This is a genomic window from Pseudomonas sp. R28(2017) (genome assembly GCF_002112505.1).
Lineage (GTDB): Bacteria > Pseudomonadota > Gammaproteobacteria > Pseudomonadales > Pseudomonadaceae > Aquipseudomonas.
Map to the genome: position 1 here is coordinate 222,819 of NZ_NEHW01000007.1, position 25,172 is coordinate 247,990.

A 25,172-nucleotide genomic window follows, 5' to 3' on the forward strand; every position below is an offset into this window, starting at 1 on the left:
GGGGCTATGCTCTGTTCGCGAATCCGTCGATGATCGGACCACAGTTTTCGCTCGATTGCACAAGGAGTCCCGATGAAGCGCAGCCTGACCCTGTTGGCCGTGGTCGTTGCCGTGGCCGCTGGCGCCGGTTACTGGTACGTGCACGGCAAGCTGCCGCAGCGCGAGGGCGAGGTGGCCATGGCCGGGCTGCAGGCGCCGGTCAGCGTCCGCTACGACGCCCGTGGCGTGCCCCACCTGCAAGCGCAGAGCGAGGCGGACCTGTACCGCGCCCTGGGCTACGTGCATGCCCAGGATCGGCTGTTCCAGATGGAGATCATGCGCCGCCTGGCCCGTGGCGAGCTGGCCGAAGTACTGGGCGACAAGTTGCTGCCCACCGATACCCTGTTCCGCAGCCTGCGTATCCGTGAACAGGCCGCCCTGATGGCCCAGCGCCAAAACCACCAGTCACCCGCCTGGCAAGCCCTGCAGGCCTACCTCGAGGGCGTCAACGCCTGGCAGGCCAGCCACCCCAAACCGATGGAGTTCGACCTGATCGGCATCACGCCGCGGCCGTTCACGGCCGAAGACACCCTGAGCATCGCCGGTTACCTCGCCTACAGCTTCGCTGCGGCCTTTCGTACCGAACCTGCGCTGACCTACATCCGCGACCAGCTTGGCCCGCAATACCTGAAGATCTTCGACCTCGAGTGGCAGCCGCAGGGCGCCCTGGGCACACCCCTGGCGGCGGCCGACTGGCAAAGCCTCGAAGCCGTGGCCCGCGCCAGCCACCAAGCCCTGCTCGAAGCCGGCATCCCGCAGTTCGAAGGCAGCAATGCCTGGGCCGTTTCCGGCAGCCGCACCCGCAGCGGCAAACCCTTGCTGGCCGGTGACCCGCACATCAGTTTTGCCGTACCCGCCGTGTGGTACGAAGCTGAGCTGTCAGCCCCGGATTTCAACCTGTACGGCTATTTCCAGGCGCTGAACCCGTTCGCGATGCTGGGGCACAACCGTGATTTCGGCTGGAGCCTGACCATGTTCCAGAACGATGACGTCGACCTGATCGCCGAAAAGACCAACCCTGCCAATGCCGACCAGGTGATGATCGACGGCCAGTGGCAGACGCTGGAAAAAACCGAGCAGACGATTGCAGTCAAAGGCGAGCAACCGGTCACCATCAGCCTGCGCCGCTCAGCCCACGGGCCAATCGTCAACGAGGTGCTAGGCGCAACAGCCGGGACCACGCCGATTGCCATGTGGTGGGCGTTCCTCGAAACCGAGAACCCGATCCTCGAAGGGTTCTACCAGCTGAACCGCGCCGACACCCTGGGCAAGATGCGCGAAGCGGCTGCCAAGGTGCAGGCACCGGGGCTGAACTTCGTCTGGGCCAATGCCCGTGGCGATATCGGCTGGTGGGCGGCGGCGAAGCTGCCGATTCGCCCCGACGGGGTGAACCCGGCGTTCATCCTCGATGGCGCCAGCCGCCAGGCCGACAAACCTGGTTTCTACCCGTTCAGCGTCAACCCACAGCAGGAGAACCCGGCCAGCGGCTATATCGTCTCGGCCAACTACCAGCCGCCGGCCGTGGTGCCGATACCCGGCTACTACAACCTCGCCGACCGCGGGCGCCAGCTCGATCGCCAGCTGGCCAACCCAGAGGTCAAATGGGACACCCAGAACAGCCAGGCGCTGCAACTCGATACGGCCAGCGATTACGGCCCGCGCACCTTGGCCCCATTGCTGGCGACCCTGCGCCAGATCGCCCAGGGTGACGAGGAAAAGGAACTGGTCGAGCAGCTGGCCGCCTGGCGCGGCGACTATCCGCTGGATTCCACCAGCGCCACGTTGTTCAACCAGTTCCTCTACGAACTGGCCCATGCCGCGTTGCATGACGAACTGGGCGACACCTGGTTCCCGGTACTGTTGAGCACCCGCGTCATCGATGCCGCGCTGCCGCGCCTGGCCGCCGACGCCGATTCGCCCTGGTGGAACACCCGCGGCGGCAACCTGCGCACTGACCGCACCGCCGTCGTACGCACGGCTTGGCAAAGCAGCCTGAAACACCTGCGCGACACCCTGGGCCGCGACCCGGCCAGCTGGCAATGGGGCAAGGCCCATACCCTGACCCACAACCATCCACTGGGGTCGAAAAAGCCACTGAACCTTTTGTTCAATGTCGGCCCGTTTGCCGCTCCCGGCACCCATGAGGTGCCCAACAACTTGTCGGCGAAGATCGGCCCGGCGCCGTGGCCGGTGACCTATGGGCCGTCAACCCGGCGCCTGATCGACTTTGCCGATGCCGGCCAGGCGCTGACCAGCAACCCGGTCGGGCAGAGCGGCGTGCCGTTCGACCGACACTTCTCGGATCAGGCCGAGGGGTATGCAGACGGTAAGTATCAGCGGGCACAGATGGGAATGATTCCGGCGCAGAGCACTTTGAGATTGGTGCCTGGCGGATGATCCCCGGGGCTGCAAAGCAGCCCCAACGATTTCGAATACTCTACAACGCCCTCAACCGAGACCCTTTCAATGCAAAAACACTTCATCGAAATCGACGGCGCGCGCATGAGCTATGTCGACCAGGGCCAGGGCTTCCCGGTACTGCTCGGCCACAGCTACCTGTGGTCGGCAGACATGTGGCAGCCACAGATCGAGGCCCTGTCACAGCACTTTCGTGTCATCGTCCCTGAACTCTGGGGCCACGGCGACTCCGATGCCCCGCCCGCCACCACCACCGACATGAGCGCCCTGGCCCGGCAGCACCTGGCACTGCTGGACGCGCTGGACATCCCCCAGTGCCACCTGGTCGGCCTGTCGGTCGGCGGCATGTGGGGTGCGCAGCTGGCCATCGAGCACCCCGAGCGGGTCGACCGCCTGGTGCTGATGGACACCTACCTCGGCGCAGAACCCGAGGCGACCCGGCTGAAGTACTTCGGTTTGCTGGACGCTGCGAGTGCGGCGGGCTTGTTCCCGGAGCCACTGCTGGACATCGTCGTGCCGATCTTCTTCCATGCCGGCGGGCAGACCGTGCCCGAGGTGCGCGACCGCTTCCGGACGGCGTTGAAGGCAAGCAGCGCCGAGGTGATTCGCAACAGCCTCGACCCGATGGGGCGGGTGATCTTCGGGCGGCCGGACCTGCTGGGGCGGCTGGGTGAACTGAAGGGCGACAAGACCATCGTGGTCTGTGGTGACCAGGACACTCCGCGGCCGCCTGAAGAGTCCAACGAGATGGCGCGGATCATTGGCTGCCTGGCGGCGCAGATTCCGCTTGCGGGGCATATCTCCAGCCTGGAAAACCCCAAGGTGGTCAATGAGTTCCTGTTGAACTGGCTGCCGCGCAAGGCTTGATATTGCTGGGGCGGTTGTGGGAGCAACTGTCTTGCTCGATTTCTAGAATCTGGCGCGATCCCTGTGGGAGCGGGCTTGCCCGCGAACACCGGCGAAGCCGGTGCCATACACCGCGTCGCCGGCTTCGCGGGCGCGCCCGCTCCCACAACGGCCGCAATTGCCCGGTCAACCCTGCCACTTGCCCCCTTCGACGATCACGCTCTCCGGCTTGGTGTCATCGCTCAGCTCCTTGCGCACATACTGGTCATACAGCTTCAGCAAAAACTGCTCTTCCCCCAGCTTGGCCAGTTCGGCATTCACCCAGTCGCGCAGTTCGGTATTGCCCTTCTTCACCGCCGGCGCGATCGGTGCTTCCTCACCCAGCAACTGCGGCAGCACGCGGTACCCAGGGTTCTGCTTGGCCCAGCTGAACAGGATCAGGTTGTCCTGGGCATAGGCATCGCCACGGCCGTTGGCCAGCGCCTGCAACGACTCGCTGTTCTTCTCGAACTTGAGCAGCTTCCAGTCCGGGTGGTTCTTGGTCAGCCAGATATCGGCCGTGGTACCGGTGGTGACGATGATGGTCTTGTCCGCCAGGTCATCGAGCTTCTGCACCGGGCTTCCGTCGGCCACGATGGCCTGTACGGCCACGCGCAGGTTGGGGTTGGTGAAGTCCACCACCTCCTTGCGCTCCGGGGTCACGGTCATGTTGGCGAGGATCAGGTCGACCTTGTCGCTTTGCAGGAACGGGATACGGCTGGCCGGCTCCACGGCAACGAATTCCACCTTGTTTTCGTCGCCAAGCAGGTCCTGGGCCAGGCGCCGGCCAATGTCGGTGTCAAAGCCCACGTAGCGGCCGCTGGCGTCGACGAAGCCGAACGGCGGCTTGTCGGTGAACACGCCGACAATCAATTTGTCGCGGGCCTTGATGGTTTCCAGGTAGCTGGTGGCCGGCGAGGCAGCGGCCGGCTTGGGCGGCTCCTCGGCCTTGTTGCAGCCGGCCAGCAGGGCCAGGCCGAACAACGGTGCCAGCAGTTTGGTAAGCGGGGCAGTTTTCATGACAGTTCCTTTTGCGTTGTCTTCGGCAGGCTTTCGACAAAGGAGAATTTGTCCAGGAACTGCTGCGCGCGTGCGGTCCGCGGTTGGCTGAAGAAGCTCTCGGGGTCGCTCTGTTCAAGGATCCTGCCGGCCTCCATGAACACGATGCGGTCGGCCACCGCGCGAGCGAAGGCCATTTCGTGGGTAACGATGAGCAAGGTCATGCCGTCGCGGGCCAGGCCCTGGATCACTTGCAGCACCTCCTTGACCATTTCCGGGTCGAGCGCTGCGGTGACTTCGTCGAACAGCATCACCTGCGGGTTCATGCACAGCGAACGGACGATGGCGATGCGCTGCTGCTGGCCACCGGAAAGCTGCCGCGGGTAGGCGTCGCGCTTGTCCAGCAGGCCCACCCGCGCCAGCAGCGCTTCGGCTTGGGCCTGGGCCTCGGCGCGTTCGCGTTTCTGCACCTTGAGCGGGCCGAGCAGCAGGTTGTCCATCACGCTCATGTGGCCGAACAGGTGATAGCTCTGGAACACCATGCCCACCCGCTGGCGCACCCGCCGCCAGTCGGTATCGGCGCTCAGCAAATCTTCGCCCTCCAGGCGCAGGTGCCCGCTGTGCGCCTCTTCCAGGCCATTGAGGCAACGCAGCAAGGTGCTCTTGCCGCAGCCACTGGGGCCAAGGATCACCACCACCTCGCCGGTGCGGACCTTGAGGTCGACGTTGTTCAGCACCTGGTGTGCGCCGAAATACTTGTTGAAACCCTGGAATTCGATCAGTGCGGTCATGGGTGAGCCCAGCGGCGCTCCAGCACGCGCGAGGCGGCGGACAGCGGATAGCAGACGATGAAGAAGAACAGGAACAGCACGGCGTAGATCAGCAGCGATTCGTAGGTGCGCTCGATGATCTGCTGGCCGGCCTTGATCACTTCGACCACGCCGATCAGCACCGCCAGCGAGCTGGTCTTGATGATCCGCGTGTAAATATTGATGGTCGGTGGCGTCATGCGCTTGAGGGCCTGGGGCAGCAACACGTAGCCGTAAAGCTGGCCAGCGGACAGGCCGATCGACAGCCCGGCCTCACGCTGCCCACGCGGTAGCGATTGCAACGCCCCACGCACCACCTCGCCGACCTCACTGGCACCCCACAGGCCCAGCACCAGCACTGCGCACCAGAAACCTTGGATGTTCAGGGCGAAGAAGATCGGCAAGCCGAAGAACACCAGGTACAGCCAGACCAGCACCGGGATGGCGCGAAACAACTCCAGGTACACCTGCAAGGCCATGTTCAGCAGCCGGTTGCCCAGTGTCGCCAACGTGCCGTAAAGCACCCCGCCGAGGGTTGCCAAGACAATCCCCAGTGCCGAGATGGCCAGTGTCTGCGCCGCGCCCTTGGCCAGCAGCGGCAAAGACGTCAGGAGCAGTTCAGCGACCGAACTGGCCATGTTGCAGCCTCCTTTCCAGGTACCGCAGCAGCAGCGACAGCGGCAGGAACAGCAGCACACAGAGCAGCGTCAGCACCGCGAGCATCTCGTAGGTCTTGTAGTACAGGGCGATGTAGTTCTTGGTGGTGTAGAGGATTTCAGGCACCGCCACGGCCGAGACCACGGTGGTTTCCTTGAGCAGGAAGATGAAGTTGGCGAACAGTGCCGGCAGGCTGAGGATGCTGGCCTGGGGCAGGATCACATGGCGCAGCAACTGGCCCTCCGACAGGCCGATGGAGCGCCCCGATTCCAGCTGCGCACGCGGCACGGCTTCGACACCGGCGCGCAGCACCTCGGTGAGGTAAGCACCGCCCATGAAAGTCATGGTGATGATTGCTGCGGCAAAGCCGGAGATCTTCAGGCCCAGGCTGGGCAAGGCGAAATAGACGAAGAACAGCTGGATCAGCAGCGGGGTGTTGCGTGCCAGCTCCACGTAGCCTTTGACCAGGTGACGCAGGTAAGGCGTACGCAGCACCAGGACCGTGGCATTGAGCAGCCCCACCAGCAGCGAGGTGGCGATGGCGATCAGGCCGACCTGCAGGGTCACGCCGACGGCCTTGAAGAACGCAGGCAGTGTGCTGAGAATGAAAGCGGTGTCGAAGGTCATGGATGTTGCCTCGACACCCGGTTTGCAGAGTGCGACATGGGAAAGTCTGAACGATGCGCCAAGCGCGATCAGTAGACTCTAAAGGTATAAAAAACTTTTTATAAATACCTTTATTGCATATTTATATCACTGGCCGGGCTATCGAAACTTTTCTGCAGCAATCCTCTCAAACAGCTTCAGACCGTGACTTGCAAGGCCATCACCGACAAGGACGATAATGATGAATAGCGCCTGCTCGACTGAATCGAACGAACAACTGCTGTGGCTGCTGGCACTGCGCCGGGCGCTGGGCAACCCGCGCTGACCGGTTGTCAGCCACACACAAAAACGCCGACGCAAATGCGTCGGCGTTTTCACATCACGAACAAGCAATCAGAACGCAGGCAGCACCGCACCCTGGTACTTCTTGGCGATGAATTCCTTCACCTCAGGGCTGGTCAGCGCCTTGGCCAGCTTCTGGATGGCCTCGCTGTCCTTGTTGTCCGGGCGGGCTACCAGGAAGTTCACGTACGGCGAGTCGCTGCCCTCGATCACCAGCGCATCCTTGGCCGGGTTCAGGCCGGCTTCCAGGGCGTAGTTGGTGTTGATCATGTCCAGGTCGACCTGGTCCAGCACACGCGGCAGCATGGCCGACTCAAGCTCGCGGAACTTCAGCTTCTTCGGGTTCTCGGCGATGTCTTTCGGGGTCGCCAGGGCGTTCTTCGGGTCTTTCAGGGTGATCAGGCCAGCCTTCTGCAGCAGCAGCAGGGCGCGGCCGCTGTTGCTGCCCTCGTTAGGGATGGCAACGCTGGCGCCTTCTTTCAGCTCGCTCAGGCTCTTGACCTTCTTCGAGTAGCCACCGAACGGCTCGACGTGCACGCCGACCACGGTTTCCAGGTGGGTACCTTTGCCTTCGTTGAAGTTCTGCAGGTACGGCAGGGTCTGGAAGTAGTTGGCGTCCAGGCGCTTCTGGTCAACCTGCACGTTCGGCTGCACGTAGTCGGTGAAGACCTTGATCTGCAGGTCCACACCTTCCTTGGCCAGGGTCGGCTTGATCAGCTCGAGGATTTCGGCGTGGGGCACCGGGGTCGCGGCAACGACCAGTTTCTCGGCGGCGGATGCCAGGCCAGCGAACGACAGGGCGGCGGCCAGGGCAGTGGTCAGCAGGGTCTTCTTCATGGTGTTCCTTGTTCTGGATCTGGGCCATCGCGGATGGCGAAGTCGGGTGCCCAACCGTTTCACTGGCGGGCGTGAGGCGGACGATACCGAGATTTTTTATTCCGTAACAATATCTTTTAATTCGCTGCTTATTCCAAAAACAAACTGCCATCATCCCGTTTGCTTATTAGCGCGTCTAGCGCACGGGGTTGGGCAGGTCGAGGTCCTCCGGCAGCAGCTCGTCCCCGTCATTGACCAGCAGGGCAAAGTGGATGACGTTCTCCAGCTCGCGGGTGTTGCCCGGCCAGGCATGCGCCTCCAGCACCTGCTGCGCAGCCTCGCTGATCAACGCCAGCGGCCGCTGCAGGCGCACGCTGTAGATGCCCACGAAATACTCGGCCAGTGGCAGGATATCGCCCGGGCGCTCACGCAGCGGCGGCAACTCCAGCGCGCCCTCGCGCAGGTACTGGTACAGGCGCTCGTTGAAACGCCCGGCCTTCACCACCCGCGCCAGGTCGATGCTGGTCGCAGCCACCAGGCGTACATCCACCGGCTGGGGTTGCTGCGCGCCGACCCGGGTGACCTCGCGGTTTTCCAGGGCCGCCAGCAACTTGCCCTGGATCGCCAACGGCAAGTCGGCGATCTCGTCCAGGTACAAGGTGCCGCCATTGGCCGAGCCGAACCAGCCGGCGCGGCTGCTGGCCGTGCCGCCCTGGCTGCCGGCGCTGTAGCCGAACAGCTCGGCATCGGCATAGGTCGGGCTGATGGCGGCGCAGTTGACCGAGACGAACAGGCCGGGGCGGTCACTGGCCCGGTGGATCTGCCGTGCCAGCAATTCCTTGCCGGTACCGGTCTCGCCATGGATCAGCACCGGTACCGGTTGTGGCGCCAGTTGCTCCAGGGCCTGGCGCAACTGCTGCGAGCGCGGGTCGATGAACACCAGCGCCTTGGCACGGATGCTCAAGGGGCTCTTGTCCAGTTCAGGGAAGGTCAGCAGCGGCTGGCCGAACGGGTTTTGAAAAGTCATGACGAACTCCCGCCCCAGGCCGTGGGTGGCCGGGCGTCAGGCAAACGGTAAACGGTCGGGGTCGATCAGGCGCGGCGCAATGCGCGCTGCTCGACCCGGCTTTGCAGGCGATACAGGTAGGCGAAACCTTGTTCCCAGCGCTCATGGCCGGACTTGACGTTGATATGCCCGGCATTGCTCAGCAGGCCCGCCTCCGCGCCCCAGGCCTGGGCCAGGTACAAGGCTCGCGGTACGCTAACCGCCGGGTCGTTGTCGGAGCTGACCACCTGGCTGGGAAATGGCAGCGCCTGCAGCGGGATCGGCGCGAAGTTGCGCAGGGCTGGCGCGCACGTGGGCCGTTCGACATCTGCCGGGGCCACCAGCAATGCGCCACGCACCCGGCGCAGCAGGGCCGGGCTGGCCTGTGCGGCCCAGTGGGCAACGGTGACGCAGCCCAGGCTGTGGGCGATGAGAATCACCGGCGAACGCTCGGCGGCAACCGCCTGCTCCAGCGCTTGCACCCAGTCGCGACGCTGGGGTGTGAGCCAGTCCTGCTGCTCGACCCGGGCGCTGTTGGGCAGTGTGCGCTGCCAGTGACTCTGCCAATGGTTGTCTGGCGATCCTTGCCAGCCCGGCACAATCAGGTAACGAATCGACTCATTGCGCATGGGGACGCCTCCAGTAAGTTTGCGTGCTTGGAGACCAGTATAGGGAGGGAGTTATATTCGTAAAGGAATAAGAAGCTATTTATTAATAACCGAAATTGCATACAGATGACAGGCAAAAAAAAAGGGCCAACCCCTGCCAAGAGATATGGCCCATAAGCACTTGCCTGAAGAATGAAGATTACCGGGCAGTTATTACCGCCAGTTTGCTGATCCCGGCGCGCTCGATCGCGGCCATGGCCCGCGCCACTTCGCCATAGTTCACGCCATCGTCGGCCTGCAGCTGCACACGTACGTCGGCGTCCTTGTCCTTGGCTGCCTTGAGGCTGGTCTCCAGCAAGTCCGGCTGGATCTCGTCCTTGTTGATGAACAGCTTGCCACCACCGTCGATGCTCACCACCAGCGGGTCTTTCTGTTCCACCGGGGCCACGGCCTCGGTCTTGGGCAGGTTGATCGGGATGGCATTGGTCAGCAGCGGCGCGGTGACGATGAACACCACCAGCAGCACCAGCATGACGTCCACCAGGGGCGTGACGTTGATTTCACTGAGGACTTCGTCGCTGTCCTGGGTCGAAAAAGCCATATCAGGACGCCTCCTTCACCGGCTGGGTGAAGCCGGCCTGAGCCTTGTGCACCGCAGGGTGCACCAACACGCGGAAGGCACTCTTCTGCGCCAGGCTGTAGAAGTCGTGGGCGAAGTCATCGAGGTCGGCCGCGGTCAGCTTGAGGCGGCGCAGGAAGTAGTTGTAGACCAGTACCGCCGGCACCGCGACGGCGATACCCACACCCGTGGCGACCAGCGCCGCGCCGATCGGCCCGGCCACGGTTTCCAGGCTGGCGGAGCCGGCCGCGCTGATGCCCTTGAGCGCTTCCATGATGCCCCACACGGTGCCGAACAGGCCGATGAAGGGCGAGGTACTGCCGATACTGGCGACCACCGCCAGGCCAGTCTCCAGCGAACGGCGCTCACGCACGATCTGCTGGCGCAGGGCGCGCTCAAGGCGGTCCTGGTGGTTGATGGCGTGGCTCAGGTCACCGGTTTGGGAGTCACCCACTGCAATTGCGGCATAGCCGGACTGGGCGACACGGGCGGCCGGGCCGGGCAGCTCGTGGCTGATTTGCGCCGCCGAGTCGAGGCTCGATGCGGCCCAGAATTGCTGGTGAAAGCGCTTGTCCTGGTTCTTCAGCCGTACGAACTGCGCGACCTTGACCAGGGCCAGGCCCCAGGTGACGACGGAAAAACCGACCAGCAGCCAGATGACTGCGCTTTCAACGGATTCGAGGGGGGATGCCAGCAGGCTCATGATGATGTCTTCCTGTGTTCTGCGAAAAAGTTAGCGAAGCTTGAAATCGATCGGCACGCTGACCCAGCCGGCCTGGGCCACGTCACCCTGCTTGGCGGGGACGAAGCTCCAGCGCTTGACCGCAGCCAGTGCGGCGGCGTCGAGGGCATCGCGGCCGCTGCTCTGCTGGATCTGGATCTGCCCAGGCTTGCCGTTGGGCAGCACCTCGACCCGCAGCAGCACGGTGCCTTCCCAGCCACGGCGCTGGGCCATCTGCGGGTACTCCGGCGCCGGGTTCTTCAGGTACGCGGCGCTGGCCGACGGTGGCGTGACCGGGGCCGGCGCAGGCGGTGCAGGGGGTGCCGGAGCAGCAACCGGAGCAGGCGGCGGCGCCTTGATCGGTTTGGGCTGTGGCTTGGGCGGTTGCTTGGCCACCGGCTTGGGCACGGGTTTAGGCTTTGGCTTGGGCTTGGCGGCCAGCTCGTCGACCACCGGGGGCGGCGGCTCGACCACCGGCGGTGCAGGCGCTGGTGGCGGCGGTTGCACGACGGGCGGCGCAGGCGCGGCGAACTCGATGGTCATGGGCGGAATCTGTGGCGGCACCACGGGCAGCGCGGGCGTGGGGGCCTGGCTGACCCAATAGGCGGCAGCGCCGTGCAGGGCCAGCACCAGCAGGCCCAGTGCCAGCTTGTCACGGCGTTTGAGGCCGCTGACCGGCGTACGTTGCAGGCGCAGCTGGCCCAGTGGCAGGCGAAGCGTCCGTCCAAGCTCGACCAGGTCACCCGGGCTCGGGCGCCATGGCTGGTCGTAGGCCCTGACGGCCGACTGGACATTACCCATTGATCAAACTCCTGGGGTTCTTGATTCAGGTGTGTGGCTGAATCATCGGGGGCAGGGGCTTATCTCTTAAAGTAATGTTTAAAATTAAAGTTAGATCTTTCAGGAATATATATTTGGTGGGAATAGCCCCAGGCCGCGAGGTTCGTGGGGTGTGGCACTAGAGAGGTTGGCTGATGCTTTGCGGGCATATTAAATATTCGCGCAAGGCATCTGAAAATTGCGAGGGCTGCGCCCTCGTTCGCGGGCAAGCCCGCTCCCACAGGGACCGCGTCAATCTCAGGGATGCACCAAACCTGTGGGAGCGGGCTTGCCCGCGAAGGGCTGCAAAGCAGCCCCAGCACTCTGTCAGGCCATAAAAAAGCCCGGGATCATGCCCGGGCTTTTCATCACTCGATTCGGCTCAAATATCCGCCACCTTCTGCCAGACCTTCGGCCGGAAGAACAGCGTCTCCCCACGCGCCAGCCCGGTCAGGCTGTCGTGGTCCTTGACCACCTCGGCCTCGATCAACTCGCTCTGCCCTTCCACCTTCAAGGTTACCCGGGTTGTCGCGCCCAGCGGGCGGATGTCGCGAACCTCGGCCGCATGGTGCCCCTCGGTCTCATGCCGCGACAACGACACCTCGTGCGGGCGGAACAGCACATGCTGCCCCTCGCTCACGGCCAGGCGGTTGGAGTCGCCGAGGAAGTGGTAGACGAAATCGTTGGCCGGATGCTCGTATACCTCGCCCGGCGAGCCGATCTGCTCGATCACGCCCTTGTTCATCACCACGATGCGGTCGGCCACTTCCATGGCTTCTTCCTGGTCGTGGGTGACGAACACCGAAGTCAGGTTGATGTCCTCGTGCAACCGCGCCAGCCAGCGGCGCAGCTCCTTGCGCACCTTGGCGTCGAGCGCACCGAACGGCTCGTCCAGCAAAAGCACCTTGGGCTCCACCGCCAGGGCGCGGGCCAGGGCGATACGCTGGCGCTGGCCACCGGACAGCTGCTCGGGGTAGCGGTCGGACAACCAGTCCAGTTGCACCATGTTCAGCAGTTCATGGACCTTCTCGGCAATCTTGCTTTCGCTCGGGCGCTCGCCCTTGGGCTTCATGCGCAGGCCAAAGGCGACGTTGTCGAACACGCTCATGTGGCGGAACAGCGCATAGTGCTGGAACACGAAGCCGACGTTGCGATCACGCACGTCATGGCCCGACACGTCTTCGCCATGGAACACGATGTTGCCCTGGTCCGGCGTTTCCAGGCCGGCGATGATGCGCAGCAGGGTGGTCTTGCCGCAGCCGGACGGGCCGAGCAAGGCCACCAGCTCGCCGCTGTTGATGTCCAGGTTGATAGCGTTCAAGGCCTGGAAGCTGTTGAAGCGCTTGCTGACGTTACGAACTTCGATCGACATGAATCATTCCTCCGCGGCGCTGTGGCGCAGGCGGTTAATACGGTTCTCGCTCCACTGCTTGAGCAGCAGGATGAAGAGCGCCAGGATCAGCAACAGGCTGGCCACGCTGAAGGCCGCGACGTGGTTGTACTCGTTGTAGAGGATCTCCACGTGCAGCGGCAAGGTGTTGGTCACGCCACGGATATGGCCCGACACCACCGACACCGCGCCAAACTCGCCCATGGCCCGCGCGGTACACAGCACCACGCCGTAGATCAGGCCCCATTTGATGTTCGGCAGGGTCACGTGCCAGAACATCTGCCAGCCGTTGGCGCCGAGCAGGCGCGCGGCCTCCTCCTCCTGCGTGCCCTGCTCCTGCATCAGCGGGATCAGCTCACGGGCCACGAACGGCACGGTGACGAAGATGGTCGCCAGGACAATGCCCGGCAGGGCGAACACGATCTGGATGTCATGGTCCTGCAGCCACGGGCCGAACAGGCCTTGCGCACCGAACATCAGCACATAGACCAGGCCGGCGATCACCGGCGACACCGAGAACGGCAAGTCGATCAGCGTCACCAGGATGCTCTTGCCGCGGAAGCTGTACTTGCTCACGCACCAGGCGGCGCTGACACCGAACACCAGGTTCAGCGGCACCGAGATGACCACGGCGAGCAAGGTCAGCTTGAGCGCCGACAACGCATCAGGCTCGAAGATCGCCTCGAAGAAGGTGCCGAAGCCGTTCTTCAGCGCCTGCGACACCACGATCACCAGCGGCAGCAGCAGGAACAGCGCGAACACCAGCCAGCCAAGGCCGATCAGGACGCGCCGCGAGGTGGCGCTGCCACGCCGGGCGGCGTTGGCGGCGGCGCTTGCACTCAGGGTTGAACTGGACATGCGGCCTCCTTCAAGGGGTTTCGATGCGGCGCTGCAGCAGGTTGATCAGCAGCAGCAGGATGAAGGAAACCACCAGCATCAGCACGCCGATGGCCGTGGCGCCGGTGTAGTCGTACTGGTCGAGCTTGACCATGATCAGCAACGGCAGGATCTCGGTCTTCATCGGCATGTTGCCGGCGATGAAGATCACCGAACCGTACTCGCCAACGCCACGGGCAAAGGCCAGGGCAAAACCGGTGAGCCAGGCGGGCAGCAACGCTGGCGCGAGGATATGACGGAACACCTGCAACGGTTTCGCGCCCAGGCATGCTGCGGCCTCCTCGACCTCACGCGGGATATCCGCCAGCACCGGCTGTACCGTGCGCACCACGAACGGCAGGGTGACGAAGGTCAGCGCCAGGGTGATGCCCAGCGGCGTGTAGGCGATCTTGAAGCCCAGGTCGGTGGCGAACTGGCCGACCCAGCCCGCAGGTGCGTACAGGGCGGTCAGGGCAATACCGGCAACGGCGGTGGGCAGGGCGAACGGCAGGTCGATCATCGCGTCGATGATCTTGCGCCCGGGGAAGGTGTAGCGCACCAGTACCCAAGCCAGCAGGGTACCGATCACACCGTTGATGATGGCGGCGAACAGGGCGGTGCCGAAACTCAGTTGCAGCGCGGCGATCACCCGCGGCGCACTGATGACGTTCCAGAACTGTTCCCAGGTGAGCTGCGCGGCATGCACGAACATGGCGGCCAGCGGTATCAGCACGATCAGGCTGAGGTACACCAAGGTGTAGCCCAGCGTCAGCCCGAAGCCGGGTATGACGGGGGAAATGCGACGTGACATAAATATCCCTGGTTGAACGCACGAAGCCCCGGTTATGCCGGGGCGGTGCAGGACTCTCAATCTTGGGGCTGCTTTGCAGCCCATCGCAGCAAGCCAGCTCCCACAGGATCACCACAGGCCTGAGGGCTGCTCGGTCCCTGTGGGAGCTGGCTTGCCTGCGATGGGCCGCAGAGCGGCCCCGCTTTTCCGTGGCCTTACTGTGCCTGATAGATCTGGTCGAACACACCGCCATCATTGAAGAACTTAGGCTGTGCAGTCTTCCAGCCGCCGAAGTCCTTGTCGATGGTCACCAGGTCCAGTTTCGGGAACTGCTTGCCAAATTCGGCAGCGACTTTCTCGTCACGCGGGCGGTAGAAGTTCTCGGCAGCGATCTTCTGCCCGGCCGGGCTGTACAGGTGCTTGAGGTATTCAGCGGCAATCTCGGTATTGCCCTTCTTCTCGGCGTTCTTGTCGACCACCGCCACTGGCGGTTCGGCGAGGATCGACAGCGACGGCACGACGATGTCGAACTTGTCGGCGCCACCGTCCTCCTTCAGCGCCAGGAAGGCTTCGTTCTCCCAGGCCAGCAGCACGTCGCCCTGGCCGTTGTTGACGAAGGTGATGGTCGAGCCGCGGGCGCCAGTGTCCAGTACCGGCACGTGCTTGAACAACTCCTGCACGTAGGCCTTGGCCTTGTCTTCGCTACCGCCGGCCTTCAGGCCGTAGGCCCAGGCGGCAAGGAAGTTCCAGCGGGCGCCACCAGAGGTTTTCGGGTTGGGGGTGATCACCGAGACGTCCTTCTTGATCAGGTCGCCCCAGTCCTTGATGCCTTTCGGGTTGCCCTTGCGCACCAGGAACACGATGGTCGAGGTGTACGGGGTACTGGCGTCCGGCAGGCGGGTCTGCCAGTTGTCCGGCAAGGTCTTGCCGAGCTTGGCGACTTCGTCGATATCGCCGGCCAGGGCCAACGTCACCACGTCGGCGCGCAGGCCGTCGATCACCGCGCGGGCCTGCTTGCCCGAGCCGCCATGGGATTGCTGGATCTTCACCTTGTCGCCCGGATGGGCCTGTTGCCAGTGCTTGATGAATTCGGCGTTGTACTGCTGATACAGCTCACGGGTCGGGTCATAGGACACGTTCAGCAGTTCGTAGTCCTTGGCGATGGCGGAACCGGCAAAAACAGCACTGGCCAGAGCGGCGAGCGCATAACGGCGGATGGACATGGTGAAGCTCCCGATTGGCATTTTTCTAGTTTTGGATGTTGAGGCGCGAATCAGCCGGCCTTGTTGCCGGGCTGTTGCAGGCGGAACTTCTCCTTGCGCTCGATCTGTACGACCTGAGCGTTGTGCACGGTGATCTCCACCGCACCGAATCGCAGGTCGCGCAGGGCGCTCTGGATTTCCCGCAGAATGGTGGCTTCGTCCTGACCGTCGATGCTACGCAGCGATGCACTCATGCTCGTTCTCCTTGGAGTAGGTGCCGGGCTGAGGTTTGAAGGGGAATTTGCGCCTGGCTTGAGGCAATACTAGTGAGGCGCGGATATTCTTAAAAATACTGTTTAAGAATGTTTATATAACCATTTTTAAAATACGACACCGCCCCCCTTGTGGGAGCGGGCTTGCCCGCGAATGCGGCAGTGAGTTCACCATCGCATTCGCGGGCAAGCCCGCTCCCACAGGGTTCAGTGTTGAGGGCTGGCCTTGTGCTCAGGCTCGCGGATCTTGTACCAGGCCACATACAGTGCCGGCAAAAACAACAGCGTCAGCAGGGTGGCGACGATGATCCCGCCGATCATGGCGTAGGCCATCGGCCCCCAGAACACCTCGCGGGCAATCGGGATCATGCCCAGGCTCGCTGCCGCTGCCGTCAGCAGGATCGGCCGGCGCCGGTGGTTGGTGGCCTCCACCACCGCATCCCACGGCGAGAAGCCCTGGGCCTCGAACTCGTCGATCTGGGTCACCAGGATCACCGAGTTACGAATGATGATGCCCGCCAGCGCGAGGATGCCGAGGATCGCCACGAAGCCCATGGGCGTGCCCGTCGGCACCAGCGCCAGCACCACGCCGATCAGCCCCAGCGGCGCCACGCTGACCACCAGGAACAGCTTCTGCACGCTGTGCAGCTGGATCATCAGGAAGGTCGCCATCAGGAACAGCATCAACGGGATGACCTTGCGGATCGGCCCTTGTGCCTTGGCGCTCTCCTCCACGGTACCGCCGGTGGCCACTTCGAAGCCCGCAGGCAGCTTGCTGGCGAATTCGTCGATCTTCGGTTTCAGCTGGGCCACCAGGTCGGTGGGCTGGATGTCGCCGTTGACCGAGGCCTTGATGGTGATGGTCGGCTTGCGGTCGCGGCGCCACACCAGTGGCTGCTCCAGCTCGTAACGCACAGTGGCGAACGACAGCAGCGGGATCGAGGTGCCGTTGGGGGTCAGGATCTGCAGGTTCTGCAGGGTATCGGGTGAACCGCGCTCGCTGTCCTCGGCGCGGGCGACCACATTGACCAGGTAGATGTTGTCGTTGACCTGGGTGATCTGCACGCCGCTGACGATACTGTTCATCACGTTGGCCACGTCTTCCGACGACAGCCCCAACTGGCGTGCCTTGTCCTGGGCGATTTCCACGCGCAGCACCTTACCGGGCTCGTTCCAGTCGTAGATCATCTCGCCGATGTGCTCGTTCTGGTCGAGCAAGGTGGCCAGGTCGATGGCGTGCTTGCGCACCTCGTCGATATTGGCGCCGCTGACCCGGTACTGGATCGGTCGGCCGACCGGCGGGCCCATCTCCAGCGATTGCACGTTGACGCCGATGCCGACGAACTCTTCACGCAGGATCTTCTGCAGGCGGTCCATCATGCCCTGACGCTCTTCGAACCCTTTGCTGACGATCACCAACTGCGCGTAGTACGGGTTCTGCAGCTGCTGGTCGAGGGGCAGGTAGAAGCGGATCGCACCTTGGCCGATGTAGGTGCTCCAGTGCACCAGGTCCGGGTCGTCCTTGATCCGCGCCTCGAAGCGGTCCACCACCTTGCGGGTTTCCTCGATCGAGGCGTTCTGCGGCAAGTTGAGGTCGACGAGGATTTCCGGGCGGTCCGATGAAGGGAAGAACTGGTTCTGCACGAAGCGCTCGCAGAAGATCGCCAGGGCAAACAGCAGCACGGTGCCGATGATGGTCAGCCAACGGTTGCGCATGCACCACAGCAGGCCATGCTCGAAGGCCCGGCCGACGCGCCCTGGCTCTGCTTCATGGGCCTTGAGCTTGGAGCTGCTGAGGATATGCACGCCCAGCACCGGGGCGAAGAACACCGCCACCACCCACGATACCATCAGCGCCACAGCGATCACTGCGAACAAAGTGTAGGTGTACTCACCCGCCGAGCTGGCGTTGAGGCCGATGGGCACGAAGCCGGCCACCGTCACCAAGGTACCGGTCAGCATAGGGAACGCCGTGGAGGTATAGGCGAACGTGGCCGCCTGCTCCTTGCTCTCGCCCATTTCCAGGCGCGTGACCATCACCTCGACGGTGATCATCGCGTCATCCACCAGCAGGCCCAGGGCAATGATCAGCGCACCCAGCGAAATCCGCTGCATGGTGATGCCGCTGTATTCCATGAACACGAACACCATCGCCAGCACCAGCGGGATCGAACAGGCCACCACCAGGCCGGCGCGCATGCCCAGGCTGACAAAGCTCACCGCCAGCACGATCACCACCGCTTCGAACAGCGCGCTGGTGAAGCCGCCAACCGCCTGCTTGACCACTACGGCCTGGTCCGACACGGTGTGCACCCCGACGCCCACCGGCAGGTCTTCGATCACCCGGTCCATGCGTTTTTTCAGCGCCGCGCCAAACACCTGCATGTTGCCGCCGGCCTTCATGCCGATGGCCAGGCCGATGGCGGTCTGGCCGTTGTAGCGGAACATCGGTGACGGCGGGTCGACGTAGCCGCGCTGGATATCGGCGATGTCAGCCAGGCGGAAGAAGCGGTCGTTGATCTTCAGGTTGACGGTCTGCAGGTCCTTTTCCGAGGCGAACTGCCCAGTGGTGCGTACCGAAATGCGCTCGGGGCCAGCCTCGATCACCCCGGCCGGGGTCACCGCGTTCTGCGATTGCAGGGCCTGCATGACCTGGCGCTGGTCGATGCCCAGGGCGGCCAGCTTGCGGGTCGAGAAGTTCAGGTACAGCACTTCGTCCTGGGTACCGATCAGCTCGATCTTGCCGATGTTGGGCACATCGCGCACCTCGGCCCGCGCCTGTTCCACGTAGTCACGCAACTGGCGCAGGGTCAGGCCGTCGGCGGTAAACGCATAGATCGAGCCGAACACGTCGCCGAACTCATCGTTGAACCCCGGCCCCTGGATGCCGGCAGGGAACTGGCCACGGATGTCCTGGATCTTCTTGCGCACCTGGTACCAGATTTCCGGGATGTCCTTGGCCTTGGTGGTGTCGCGCAGGTACACGTACACCGTGGATTCGCCTGGGCGGGTGTAGCTCTTGGTGTAGTCGAGGGAGTCGAGTTCCTCGAGCTTCTTCTCGATGCGGTCGGTGACCTGGTAGAGGGTTTCGTCCTGGGTCGCGCCAGGCCAGCGGGTCTGGATCACCATGGTCTTGATGGTGAACGAAGGGTCTTCCTCACGGCCGAGGTTGAAGTACGAGAAAATGCCCATCAGCAGGCCGACGAACATCAGGTACCAGACGAAGGATTGATGCTTGAGCGCCCATTCGGACAGGTTGAAGCTTCCTTTCATTGCGCATCCTCGTCGAAGGTGACCTTCTGGCCAGGCTTGAGGCTGTTCACGCCCGCCGTCACCACGCGCTCGCCCGGCTGCACGCCCGAAGCCAGGACGATGCTGTCGGCAGTGCGGTCGATCAGGGTGACGTCGCGGGTACCCACGGTTTTCTGCTGGGTATCGATCACCCAGACCTGCGTCTTGCCGTCACGTTCGAGCAGGGCACTCAGCGGCAGCTCGCTGCGCGGGCTCACGTCCGAGCTCAGGGTCACGCTGATCGCAGTGCCCAGGTGGAAGGCCGCCGGGGTGCTGGCCAAGGTCAGGCGTGCGCGGCGGGTCCGGGTCGTCGCGTCGGCCTGCGGCTCCAGCTCGCGCAGGGTGGCGGTGGTGTTGATGGTCGGGTCGAGCTGCGAGGCGACAGTGAAGGTCAGGTCCTTGTTCAGTTGCTCGGCCAGGCCGATCGGCAGGTCGATCACCGCCTCCTTCACATCCGGCCGCGCCAGGGTCACCACCGCCTGGCCGGCGGTGACGGTCTGCCCGGCTTCGGCCTGCCAGGCGGTGATCACGGCTGCGTGGTCGGTGCGCAGGGTGCTGTAGTCGAGCTGGTCCTGGGCCTGGCTCAGCGCCGAGCGTGCCTGCTCCAGCGCGGCGCTGGTGGTTTTCAGGTTGGTCTGGGCGATGTCCAGTTGCGCCTGGGCACCGACGCCGCGGTCGTACAGCTGCTGCTGGCGACGGGCATCGGCCTGGGCGTTGATCCACTGTGCCTGCACCTTGGCCAGGTCGCCCTCGGCGGCGCGCAACTGGTTCTGCTGGTCGGTGGGGTCGAGCGTGGCCAGGGTGTCACCCGGTTTGACCTGGGCGCCCACATCCAGCCAACGCCGGGCAATGCGCCCGCCAACCCGGAAGCCCAAGGTGCTTTCGAAGCGCGCCTCGATCAGGCCGGCGAAGCGACCCAGCTGCGACTGCACCTGCGGCTCCACCTTCACCGACAGCACCGGCCGGATCGGCTCGGGCGCTTCCTCCTCGCTACCGCAGGCGGCCAGCAGCAGGCCGGCTGACAGTATCAGCAGCAGGCGCCTCATAGCTCACCCCCTTGGGCCTTGGCATCGACCTTTTCTACCTGCATGCCGGGGTGCAGCAGCTGGCTACCGTTGACCACCACGGTCTCGCCACCCTTCAGGCCGCTGGCGACAACGATCTTGCCGGTCAGGTAGCGGCTGACCTCGACCTTGCGCAGTTCGACCTTGTCGCCCTCGCCCACCACCCAGACTGCCGGTTCATGCAGCGCCTTGGTCAACGCCGACCACGGCAACTCGATGCTCGGCCGCCCCACCGCATTGGTGCTGGCAGTGACCGGCGCGCCCAGCTGCATGCCCGGAGGCACGTCCTTCAGCGCCACCTTGACTTGCACCGTGCCGCTTTGCGCCGACACGGTGGGGGTGATTTCACGGACAAAGCCATGGGCCTGGACCTTGGGGTCATCCAGCAGGCTGACGATCACGCCGGCGTCGCTGGGTGGCGCCACCAGCAGGGATTCATAGACGTTGAACACGGCATCGCGGTCGCCGTCACGGGCCAGGCTGAAGATTGGCATGGTCGCCTGCACCACCTGGCCGACCTCGGCCTGGCGCTCGGTGATCACGCCATCGGCCTCGGACACCAGCGCGGTGTAGCTCAGTTGCTCATTGGCGTTGGCCAGCTGTGCCTGGGCGGCCTTGAGCGCGCTCTGGTTGCTGCGCAGCGCGGCTTCGGCAGAGTCGTATTCGCTCTGGCTGGTGTAGCCCTTGGGCAGCAGTTTCTGCTGGCGCACGAAGGCGGCGCTGGTCTGGGTGACCCGCGCCTGGGCGGCGAACACCTCGGCCTTGGCCGAATCGACGTTGTTCTGCAGGTCTTTGGGGTCGAGCCGCGCCAATACCTGGTTGGCCTTGACGTGGTCGCCTACATCGACGCTACGGGCAATGATCTTGCCGCCCACACGGAATGACAGGTCGGTCTGCACCCGCGCCTGCACGTCGCCGGTCAGGGTTACCCTGGCAGCGAAATCGGTGGGCTGGACCTGCTGCACACCCACCCGAGGCAGTGTCTCGGGTACCTCTTCCTTGCTACAGCCGGTGAGCATGTACAGCAGCCCCAGGCAAACGACCGACAGCGGACGCATCAACGCCATGCTGGCTCCTTGCTTGCGCACAAATGATTTGTGGGATGCGACTGTCAGCGTAGTTCAGGGTTCGATAAACATCACTGGTGGGGGACAGGCCTCTTCGCGGGTGAACCCGCTCCCACAGGCTAAGCGCCCGCCTTGAAGTCCATGCTGGACTTGTGGGAGCGGGCATGCCCGCGAAAGGGCCGGTACAGCCACCCTTCTGCTTCTGCCATATCCAGAAACTCTCAGCCACCCGCCAAACCCCACTTCAGCCGCTACCTTCAAAGGGAGGTACAACTTCAAGGAAGATCACAATGCCGTTAGCCGAATCCCACCGACTGCGTCGTGAGCGCATCTCCGAGCCTGGCAGGCTCTACATGCTGACCACCATCACATACCAGCGACAGCCACTGTTCCACGACTTCCACCACGCTCGCCTGGTGGTCAAACATCTGCGGTTCTCAAATGACATTCAGGATTGCCGTTCTCTGGCCTGGGTAGTGATGCCGGACCATCTGCATTGGCTGATCGAGCTGAGGGAAGTGGCATTGGGAACACTGATGCGCCGGTTCAAATCACGCACAGCCATTGCATTGCGCAAGGCGGGAGTCAGGAACAAGCCGATATGGCAGCCGGGTTATCAGGACCATGCTCTGCGCAGGGAGGAGAATGTGGTGCATGTGGCCCGGTACATTGTTGCCAATCCTTTAAGAGCCGGATTGGTCAAGAGTGTCAGGGAATACCCATATTGGGATGCGGTATGGCTGTAAATCCATGTTGGGGCCTTCGCGGGCAAGCCCGCTCCCACAGTTACTGTGCATGCCTTCAGGATTGCACATAACCTGTGGGAGCGGGCTTGCCCGCGAAAGGGCCGGGTCAGGCCGACGCAGCAACCTGAGTCGGGCGCTTGACCTGCGGCTGCGAGGCGTTGGCCGCCGCGCCTTCCTCGATCGCCTGCTGGATCGCCTTGCGACGACGCTCTTCGGCACGGCGGCTGAAGTACCAGACAAAGAAGGTCACCAGCGACACCGACAGCAGGATCAGGCTGGCCACGGCGTTGATCTCAGGCTTCACGCCCAGGCGTACCGCCGAGAACACTTCCATCGGCAAGGTGGTCGAACCCGGGCCGGACACGAAGCTGGCCAGCACCAGGTCGTCCAGCGACAGCGCGAACGACATCATGCCGCCCGCCGCCAACGACGGTGCGATCATCGGGATGGTGATCAGGAAGAACACCTTCCACGGCTTGGCACCCAGGTCCATCGCCGCTTCCTCGATCGACAGGTCCAGCTCACGCAGGCGTGCCGACACCACCACCGCCACATACGCCGCACAGAACGTGGTGTGGGCGATCCAGATGGTGACGATGCCACGCTCCTGCGGCCAGCCGATCATCTGCGCCATGGCCACGAACAGCAGCAACAGCGACAGACCGGTGATCACCTCAGGCATCACCAGCGGCGCGGTGACCAGGCCGCCGAACAGCGTGCGGCCCTTGAAGCGGGTGACCCGGGTCAGCACGAAGGCCGCCAGGGTACCCAGCGCCACTGCCGCCACCGCCGTGTAGCAGGCGATTTCCAGCGAGCGCATCACCGAACCCATCAGCTGGGTATTGTCGAGCAGGCCGACGTACCATTTCACCGACCAGCCACCCCACACCGTCACCAGCTTGGAGGCGTTGAACGAGTAGATCACCAGGATCAGCATCGGCAGGTAGATGAACAGCAAGCCGAGCACCAGCATCAGCTTGGAAAAACTGAAGCGTTTCATGCTCTGCCCTCCATTTCTTTGGCCTGGCTGCGGTTGAACAGCAGGATCGGCACGATCAGGATCGCCAGCATCACTACCGCCAGGGCGGATGCCACCGGCCAGTCACGGTTGTTGAAGAACTCCTGCCACAGCACTTTACCGATCATCAGGGTTTCCGGGCCGCCCAGCAGCTCAGGAATGACGAACTCGCCCACCACCGGGATGAACACCAGCATGCAGCCGGCGATGATGCCGTTCTTCGACAGCGGCACGGTGATCTTCCAGAAGCTGTTGAAGGTGCTCGAGCCCAGGTCCGAAGCAGCTTCGAGCAGGCTCGGGTCGTGCTTCACCAGGTTGGCGAACAGCGGCAGGATCATGAACGGCAGGTACGAATAGACCACGCCGATATACACCGCCAGGTTGGTGTTGAGGATCTGCAACGGCTGATCGATCAAGCCGATCCACAGCAGGAAGCCGTTGAGCAGCCCGTTGTTGCTGAGGATGCCCATCCAGGCATAGACGCGGATCAGGATCGCGGTCCAGGTCGGCATCATGATCAGCAGCAGCAGGACCGTCTGGGTCTCCTTCTTGGCGTTGGCGATGGCGTAGGCCATCGGGTAGCCGATCAGCAGGCACAGCAAGGTGCTGAAGAAAGCCATCTTCAACGAGCCCAGGTAGGCCGAGATGTACAGCTCATCCTCGGTCAACAGGCCGTAGTTGGCCATGTTGAGCACCAACTGGATCTTGTCTTCGACGTAGCTGTAGATCTCGGTATACGGCGGGATCGCCACGTCGGCTTCGGCGAAGCTGATCTTCAGCACGATGAAGAACGGCAGCATGAAGAACAGGAACAGCCAGATGAACGGAATCCCGATCACCACGTGCCGCCCCTCCGGAATCAAACGCTGGAAGGCTCGCTTGAGCTTGCGTGGTTTCATGACCGCAGTACCACGCCGCTGTCGTCTTCCCACCACACGTACACCTCATCGCCCCAGGTCGGGCGGGCGCCCTGGCGCTCGGTGTTGGCGACGAACGACTGGACCACCTTGCCGCTCGGCAGCTCGACGTAGAACACCGAGTGGCCACCCAGGTAGGCGATGTCGTGGACCTTGCCGCGCGACCAGTTGTGCTCGAATTCCGGCTGGCTGGTGGTGACCAGCAGCTTCTCCGGGCGCAGGGCGTAGGTGATGTGCTTGTCTTCAACCGAAGTGGTGATGCCGTGGCCGACGTAGATCTTGCGCTCCAGCTCCGGGCTGGCAATGATCGCGTGGCCTTCGGCGTCGTCGACCACTTCGCCGTCGAACAGGTTGACGTTACCGATGAATTCGCACACCAGGCGGCTGGTCGGGGTCTCGTAGATATCCACCGGCGAGCCGATCTGGGCGATCCAGCCCAGGTGCATGATGGCGATGCGCTGGGCCATGGTCATGGCCTCTTCCTGGTCGTGGGTCACCATCACGCAGGTCACGCCCACGCGCTCGATGATTTCCACCAGCTCCAGCTGCATCTGCGAACGCAGTTTCTTGTCCAGCGCGCCCATCGGCTCGTCGAGCAGCAACAGCTTGGGGCGCTTGGCCAGGGAACGGGCCAGGGCCACACGTTGGCGCTGGCCACCGGAAAGCTGGTGCGGCTTGCGCTTGGCGTACTGGGTCATGTGCACCAGCTTGAGCATCTCGGCCACGCGGGCGTCGATCTCGGCCTTGGGCATCTTGTCCTGCTGCAGACCGAAGGCGATGTTCTGCGCCACGGTCATGTGCGGGAACAGCGCGTAGGACTGGAACATCATGTTGATCGGCCGCTCGTACGGCGGCATGTCGGTGATGTCGACGCCGTCGAGGAAGATCCGCCCTTCAGTCGGGCGCTCGAAGCCGGCCAGCATGCGTAGCAAGGTCGACTTGCCGGAACCGGAGCCACCCAGCAGGGCGAAGATCTCGCCTTTGCGGATTTCCAGGGACACATCGTCCACGGCGACCGTTTCGTCGAATTTTTTTGTAACCCGGTCGATCTTGACCAGCACCTGCTTGGGTTGCTGGCCACCCTCGAGGGCTTTCTTATAGGCACCGGAGGCAACTGCCATGAGTGAAACTCCCAACAAGATTTTTGTGCCCGCGC

General features: G+C 63.5%; 24 protein-coding genes. 3 read left to right on the forward strand and 21 right to left on the reverse strand.

From position 1 onward, the window contains the following. The first annotated feature begins 72 nt into the window (after window positions 1–72). Window positions 73–2,436 carry a penicillin acylase family protein gene (locus CAF78_RS14630; RefSeq protein WP_085676361.1) on the forward strand — a complete coding sequence of 788 codons (2,364 nt, stop codon included), beginning with the start codon at window positions 73–75 and terminating at the stop codon, window positions 2,434–2,436. Between the two features lie 69 nt (window positions 2,437–2,505). Further along, complete coding sequence (locus CAF78_RS14635; protein ID WP_085676362.1) at window positions 2,506–3,324, forward strand: alpha/beta fold hydrolase; 819 nt, start codon at window positions 2,506–2,508, stop codon at window positions 3,322–3,324. A gap of 165 nt (window positions 3,325–3,489) precedes the next feature. On the opposite strand, the gene CAF78_RS14640 is transcribed toward CAF78_RS14635, so the two are convergent. The 18 genes from CAF78_RS14640 to CAF78_RS14725 all read right to left on the reverse strand — a co-directional run bounded on the left by CAF78_RS14640 (window position 3,490) and on the right by CAF78_RS14725 (window position 21,335). Beyond that, window positions 3,490–4,362, reverse strand: coding sequence for a transporter substrate-binding domain-containing protein (locus CAF78_RS14640; RefSeq protein WP_085676363.1), 873 nt, complete (start codon window positions 4,360–4,362; stop codon window positions 3,490–3,492). Further along, window positions 4,359–5,132: an amino acid ABC transporter ATP-binding protein gene (locus CAF78_RS14645; RefSeq protein ID WP_085676364.1), complete on the reverse strand. Its 774-nt coding sequence runs from the start codon at window positions 5,130–5,132 to the stop codon at window positions 4,359–4,361. The genes CAF78_RS14640 and CAF78_RS14645 overlap by 4 nt, the downstream gene beginning before the upstream one ends. Next, window positions 5,129–5,788 (reverse strand): amino acid ABC transporter permease, encoded by a 660-nt coding sequence (locus tag CAF78_RS14650; protein ID WP_085676365.1) that lies wholly within the window; start codon window positions 5,786–5,788, stop codon window positions 5,129–5,131. Before CAF78_RS14650 ends, CAF78_RS14645 begins: the two co-directional genes overlap by 4 nt. Beyond that, complete coding sequence (locus tag CAF78_RS14655) at window positions 5,769–6,434, reverse strand: amino acid ABC transporter permease (protein WP_085676366.1); 666 nt, start codon at window positions 6,432–6,434, stop codon at window positions 5,769–5,771. Before CAF78_RS14655 ends, CAF78_RS14650 begins: the two co-directional genes overlap by 20 nt. 372 nt (window positions 6,435–6,806) lie before the next feature. Further along, window positions 6,807–7,592: a MetQ/NlpA family ABC transporter substrate-binding protein gene (locus CAF78_RS14660; protein WP_085676367.1), complete on the reverse strand. Its 786-nt coding sequence runs from the start codon at window positions 7,590–7,592 to the stop codon at window positions 6,807–6,809. Window positions 7,593–7,767: 175 nt separating this feature from the next. Beyond that, window positions 7,768–8,598 (reverse strand): sigma 54-interacting transcriptional regulator, encoded by an 831-nt coding sequence (locus tag CAF78_RS14665; RefSeq protein WP_085676368.1) that lies wholly within the window; start codon window positions 8,596–8,598, stop codon window positions 7,768–7,770. 65 nt (window positions 8,599–8,663) lie between these two features. After that, on the reverse strand, window positions 8,664–9,245 hold the full coding sequence (locus CAF78_RS14670; protein ID WP_085676369.1) for an alpha/beta hydrolase: 582 nt from the start codon (window positions 9,243–9,245) through the stop codon (window positions 8,664–8,666). A 178-nt stretch (window positions 9,246–9,423) separates the two neighbouring features. Then, window positions 9,424–9,825, reverse strand: coding sequence for a biopolymer transporter ExbD (locus CAF78_RS14675; RefSeq protein WP_063912136.1), 402 nt, complete (start codon window positions 9,823–9,825; stop codon window positions 9,424–9,426). 1 nt (window position 9,826) lies between these two features. Then, on the reverse strand, window positions 9,827–10,546 hold the full coding sequence (locus CAF78_RS14680) for a MotA/TolQ/ExbB proton channel family protein (RefSeq protein ID WP_085676370.1): 720 nt from the start codon (window positions 10,544–10,546) through the stop codon (window positions 9,827–9,829). A 30-nt stretch (window positions 10,547–10,576) separates the two neighbouring features. Beyond that, on the reverse strand, window positions 10,577–11,365 hold the full coding sequence (locus CAF78_RS14685) for an energy transducer TonB (RefSeq protein WP_085676371.1): 789 nt from the start codon (window positions 11,363–11,365) through the stop codon (window positions 10,577–10,579). A 400-nt stretch (window positions 11,366–11,765) separates the two neighbouring features. Continuing rightward, window positions 11,766–12,755: a sulfate/molybdate ABC transporter ATP-binding protein gene (locus tag CAF78_RS14690; protein ID WP_085676372.1), complete on the reverse strand. Its 990-nt coding sequence runs from the start codon at window positions 12,753–12,755 to the stop codon at window positions 11,766–11,768. A gap of 3 nt (window positions 12,756–12,758) precedes the next feature. Continuing rightward, window positions 12,759–13,631, reverse strand: a complete 873-nt coding sequence (gene cysW / locus CAF78_RS14695; RefSeq protein ID WP_085676373.1) for a sulfate ABC transporter permease subunit CysW — start codon at window positions 13,629–13,631, stop codon at window positions 12,759–12,761. 10 nt (window positions 13,632–13,641) lie between these two features. Next, window positions 13,642–14,460, reverse strand: coding sequence for a sulfate ABC transporter permease subunit CysT (gene cysT, locus CAF78_RS14700; protein WP_085676374.1), 819 nt, complete (start codon window positions 14,458–14,460; stop codon window positions 13,642–13,644). 194 nt (window positions 14,461–14,654) lie between these two features. Continuing rightward, window positions 14,655–15,662 (reverse strand): sulfate ABC transporter substrate-binding protein, encoded by a 1,008-nt coding sequence (locus CAF78_RS14705; protein WP_085676375.1) that lies wholly within the window; start codon window positions 15,660–15,662, stop codon window positions 14,655–14,657. Between the two features lie 50 nt (window positions 15,663–15,712). Beyond that, window positions 15,713–15,895 carry a sulfur starvation response protein OscA gene (gene oscA / locus CAF78_RS14710; RefSeq protein ID WP_016712582.1) on the reverse strand — a complete coding sequence of 61 codons (183 nt, stop codon included), beginning with the start codon at window positions 15,893–15,895 and terminating at the stop codon, window positions 15,713–15,715. A 225-nt stretch (window positions 15,896–16,120) separates the two neighbouring features. After that, window positions 16,121–19,186 (reverse strand): efflux RND transporter permease subunit, encoded by a 3,066-nt coding sequence (locus CAF78_RS14715; protein ID WP_085676376.1) that lies wholly within the window; start codon window positions 19,184–19,186, stop codon window positions 16,121–16,123. Beyond that, a complete protein-coding gene (locus CAF78_RS14720) occupies window positions 19,183–20,250 on the reverse strand; it encodes an efflux RND transporter periplasmic adaptor subunit (RefSeq protein ID WP_085676377.1) in 1,068 nt (355 codons plus the stop codon). The genes CAF78_RS14715 and CAF78_RS14720 overlap by 4 nt, the downstream gene beginning before the upstream one ends. After that, on the reverse strand, window positions 20,247–21,335 hold the full coding sequence (locus tag CAF78_RS14725) for an efflux RND transporter periplasmic adaptor subunit (protein WP_085676378.1): 1,089 nt from the start codon (window positions 21,333–21,335) through the stop codon (window positions 20,247–20,249). The genes CAF78_RS14720 and CAF78_RS14725 overlap by 4 nt, the downstream gene beginning before the upstream one ends. A gap of 290 nt (window positions 21,336–21,625) precedes the next feature. Here CAF78_RS14725 and CAF78_RS14730 point away from each other — a divergent pair, with 290 nt between their 5' ends. After that, window positions 21,626–22,081: a transposase gene (locus CAF78_RS14730; RefSeq protein ID WP_085676379.1), complete on the forward strand. Its 456-nt coding sequence runs from the start codon at window positions 21,626–21,628 to the stop codon at window positions 22,079–22,081. A 106-nt stretch (window positions 22,082–22,187) separates the two neighbouring features. On the opposite strand, the gene CAF78_RS14735 is transcribed toward CAF78_RS14730, so the two are convergent. Genes CAF78_RS14735 through CAF78_RS14745 form a run of 3 tightly spaced genes read right to left on the reverse strand, consistent with a single transcriptional unit; the run spans window position 22,188 to window position 25,137 of the window. Further along, the gene (locus CAF78_RS14735) at window positions 22,188–23,081 is read right to left on the reverse strand and encodes an ABC transporter permease subunit (protein WP_085676380.1); all 894 of its coding nucleotides are present in this window, start codon (window positions 23,079–23,081) and stop codon (window positions 22,188–22,190) included. After that, window positions 23,078–23,959, reverse strand: a complete 882-nt coding sequence (locus tag CAF78_RS14740) for an ABC transporter permease subunit (RefSeq protein ID WP_177408544.1) — start codon at window positions 23,957–23,959, stop codon at window positions 23,078–23,080. The genes CAF78_RS14735 and CAF78_RS14740 overlap by 4 nt, the downstream gene beginning before the upstream one ends. A 35-nt stretch (window positions 23,960–23,994) precedes the next feature. Further along, complete coding sequence (locus tag CAF78_RS14745) at window positions 23,995–25,137, reverse strand: ABC transporter ATP-binding protein (RefSeq protein ID WP_085676382.1); 1,143 nt, start codon at window positions 25,135–25,137, stop codon at window positions 23,995–23,997. Window positions 25,138–25,172 lie beyond the last annotated feature (35 nt).

What these genes read in the sequence shown, in the direction of transcription:
- CAF78_RS14630 (WP_085676361.1), top strand. Translation starts at nt 73, where the DNA reads ATGAAGCGCAGCCTGACCCTGTTGGCCGTGGTCGTTGCCGTGGCCGCT.
- CAF78_RS14635 (WP_085676362.1), top strand. Translation starts at nt 2,506, where the DNA reads ATGCAAAAACACTTCATCGAAATCGACGGCGCGCGCATGAGCTATGTC.
- CAF78_RS14640 (WP_085676363.1), bottom strand. Translation starts at nt 4,362, where the DNA reads ATGAAAACTGCCCCGCTTACCAAACTGCTGGCACCGTTGTTCGGCCTG.
- CAF78_RS14645 (WP_085676364.1), bottom strand. Translation starts at nt 5,132, where the DNA reads ATGACCGCACTGATCGAATTCCAGGGTTTCAACAAGTATTTCGGCGCA.
- CAF78_RS14650 (WP_085676365.1), bottom strand. Translation starts at nt 5,788, where the DNA reads ATGGCCAGTTCGGTCGCTGAACTGCTCCTGACGTCTTTGCCGCTGCTG.
- CAF78_RS14655 (WP_085676366.1), bottom strand. Translation starts at nt 6,434, where the DNA reads ATGACCTTCGACACCGCTTTCATTCTCAGCACACTGCCTGCGTTCTTC.
- CAF78_RS14660 (WP_085676367.1), bottom strand. Translation starts at nt 7,592, where the DNA reads ATGAAGAAGACCCTGCTGACCACTGCCCTGGCCGCCGCCCTGTCGTTC.
- CAF78_RS14665 (WP_085676368.1), bottom strand. Translation starts at nt 8,598, where the DNA reads ATGACTTTTCAAAACCCGTTCGGCCAGCCGCTGCTGACCTTCCCTGAA.
- CAF78_RS14670 (WP_085676369.1), bottom strand. Translation starts at nt 9,245, where the DNA reads ATGCGCAATGAGTCGATTCGTTACCTGATTGTGCCGGGCTGGCAAGGA.
- CAF78_RS14675 (WP_063912136.1), bottom strand. Translation starts at nt 9,825, where the DNA reads ATGGCTTTTTCGACCCAGGACAGCGACGAAGTCCTCAGTGAAATCAAC.
- CAF78_RS14680 (WP_085676370.1), bottom strand. Translation starts at nt 10,546, where the DNA reads ATGAGCCTGCTGGCATCCCCCCTCGAATCCGTTGAAAGCGCAGTCATC.
- CAF78_RS14685 (WP_085676371.1), bottom strand. Translation starts at nt 11,365, where the DNA reads ATGGGTAATGTCCAGTCGGCCGTCAGGGCCTACGACCAGCCATGGCGC.
- CAF78_RS14690 (WP_085676372.1), bottom strand. Translation starts at nt 12,755, where the DNA reads ATGTCGATCGAAGTTCGTAACGTCAGCAAGCGCTTCAACAGCTTCCAG.
- cysW (WP_085676373.1), bottom strand. Translation starts at nt 13,631, where the DNA reads ATGTCCAGTTCAACCCTGAGTGCAAGCGCCGCCGCCAACGCCGCCCGG.
- cysT (WP_085676374.1), bottom strand. Translation starts at nt 14,460, where the DNA reads ATGTCACGTCGCATTTCCCCCGTCATACCCGGCTTCGGGCTGACGCTG.
- CAF78_RS14705 (WP_085676375.1), bottom strand. Translation starts at nt 15,662, where the DNA reads ATGTCCATCCGCCGTTATGCGCTCGCCGCTCTGGCCAGTGCTGTTTTT.
- oscA (WP_016712582.1), bottom strand. Translation starts at nt 15,895, where the DNA reads ATGAGTGCATCGCTGCGTAGCATCGACGGTCAGGACGAAGCCACCATT.
- CAF78_RS14715 (WP_085676376.1), bottom strand. Translation starts at nt 19,186, where the DNA reads ATGAAAGGAAGCTTCAACCTGTCCGAATGGGCGCTCAAGCATCAATCC.
- CAF78_RS14720 (WP_085676377.1), bottom strand. Translation starts at nt 20,250, where the DNA reads ATGAGGCGCCTGCTGCTGATACTGTCAGCCGGCCTGCTGCTGGCCGCC.
- CAF78_RS14725 (WP_085676378.1), bottom strand. Translation starts at nt 21,335, where the DNA reads ATGGCGTTGATGCGTCCGCTGTCGGTCGTTTGCCTGGGGCTGCTGTAC.
- CAF78_RS14730 (WP_085676379.1), top strand. Translation starts at nt 21,626, where the DNA reads ATGCCGTTAGCCGAATCCCACCGACTGCGTCGTGAGCGCATCTCCGAG.
- CAF78_RS14735 (WP_085676380.1), bottom strand. Translation starts at nt 23,081, where the DNA reads ATGAAACGCTTCAGTTTTTCCAAGCTGATGCTGGTGCTCGGCTTGCTG.
- CAF78_RS14745 (WP_085676382.1), bottom strand. Translation starts at nt 25,137, where the DNA reads ATGGCAGTTGCCTCCGGTGCCTATAAGAAAGCCCTCGAGGGTGGCCAG.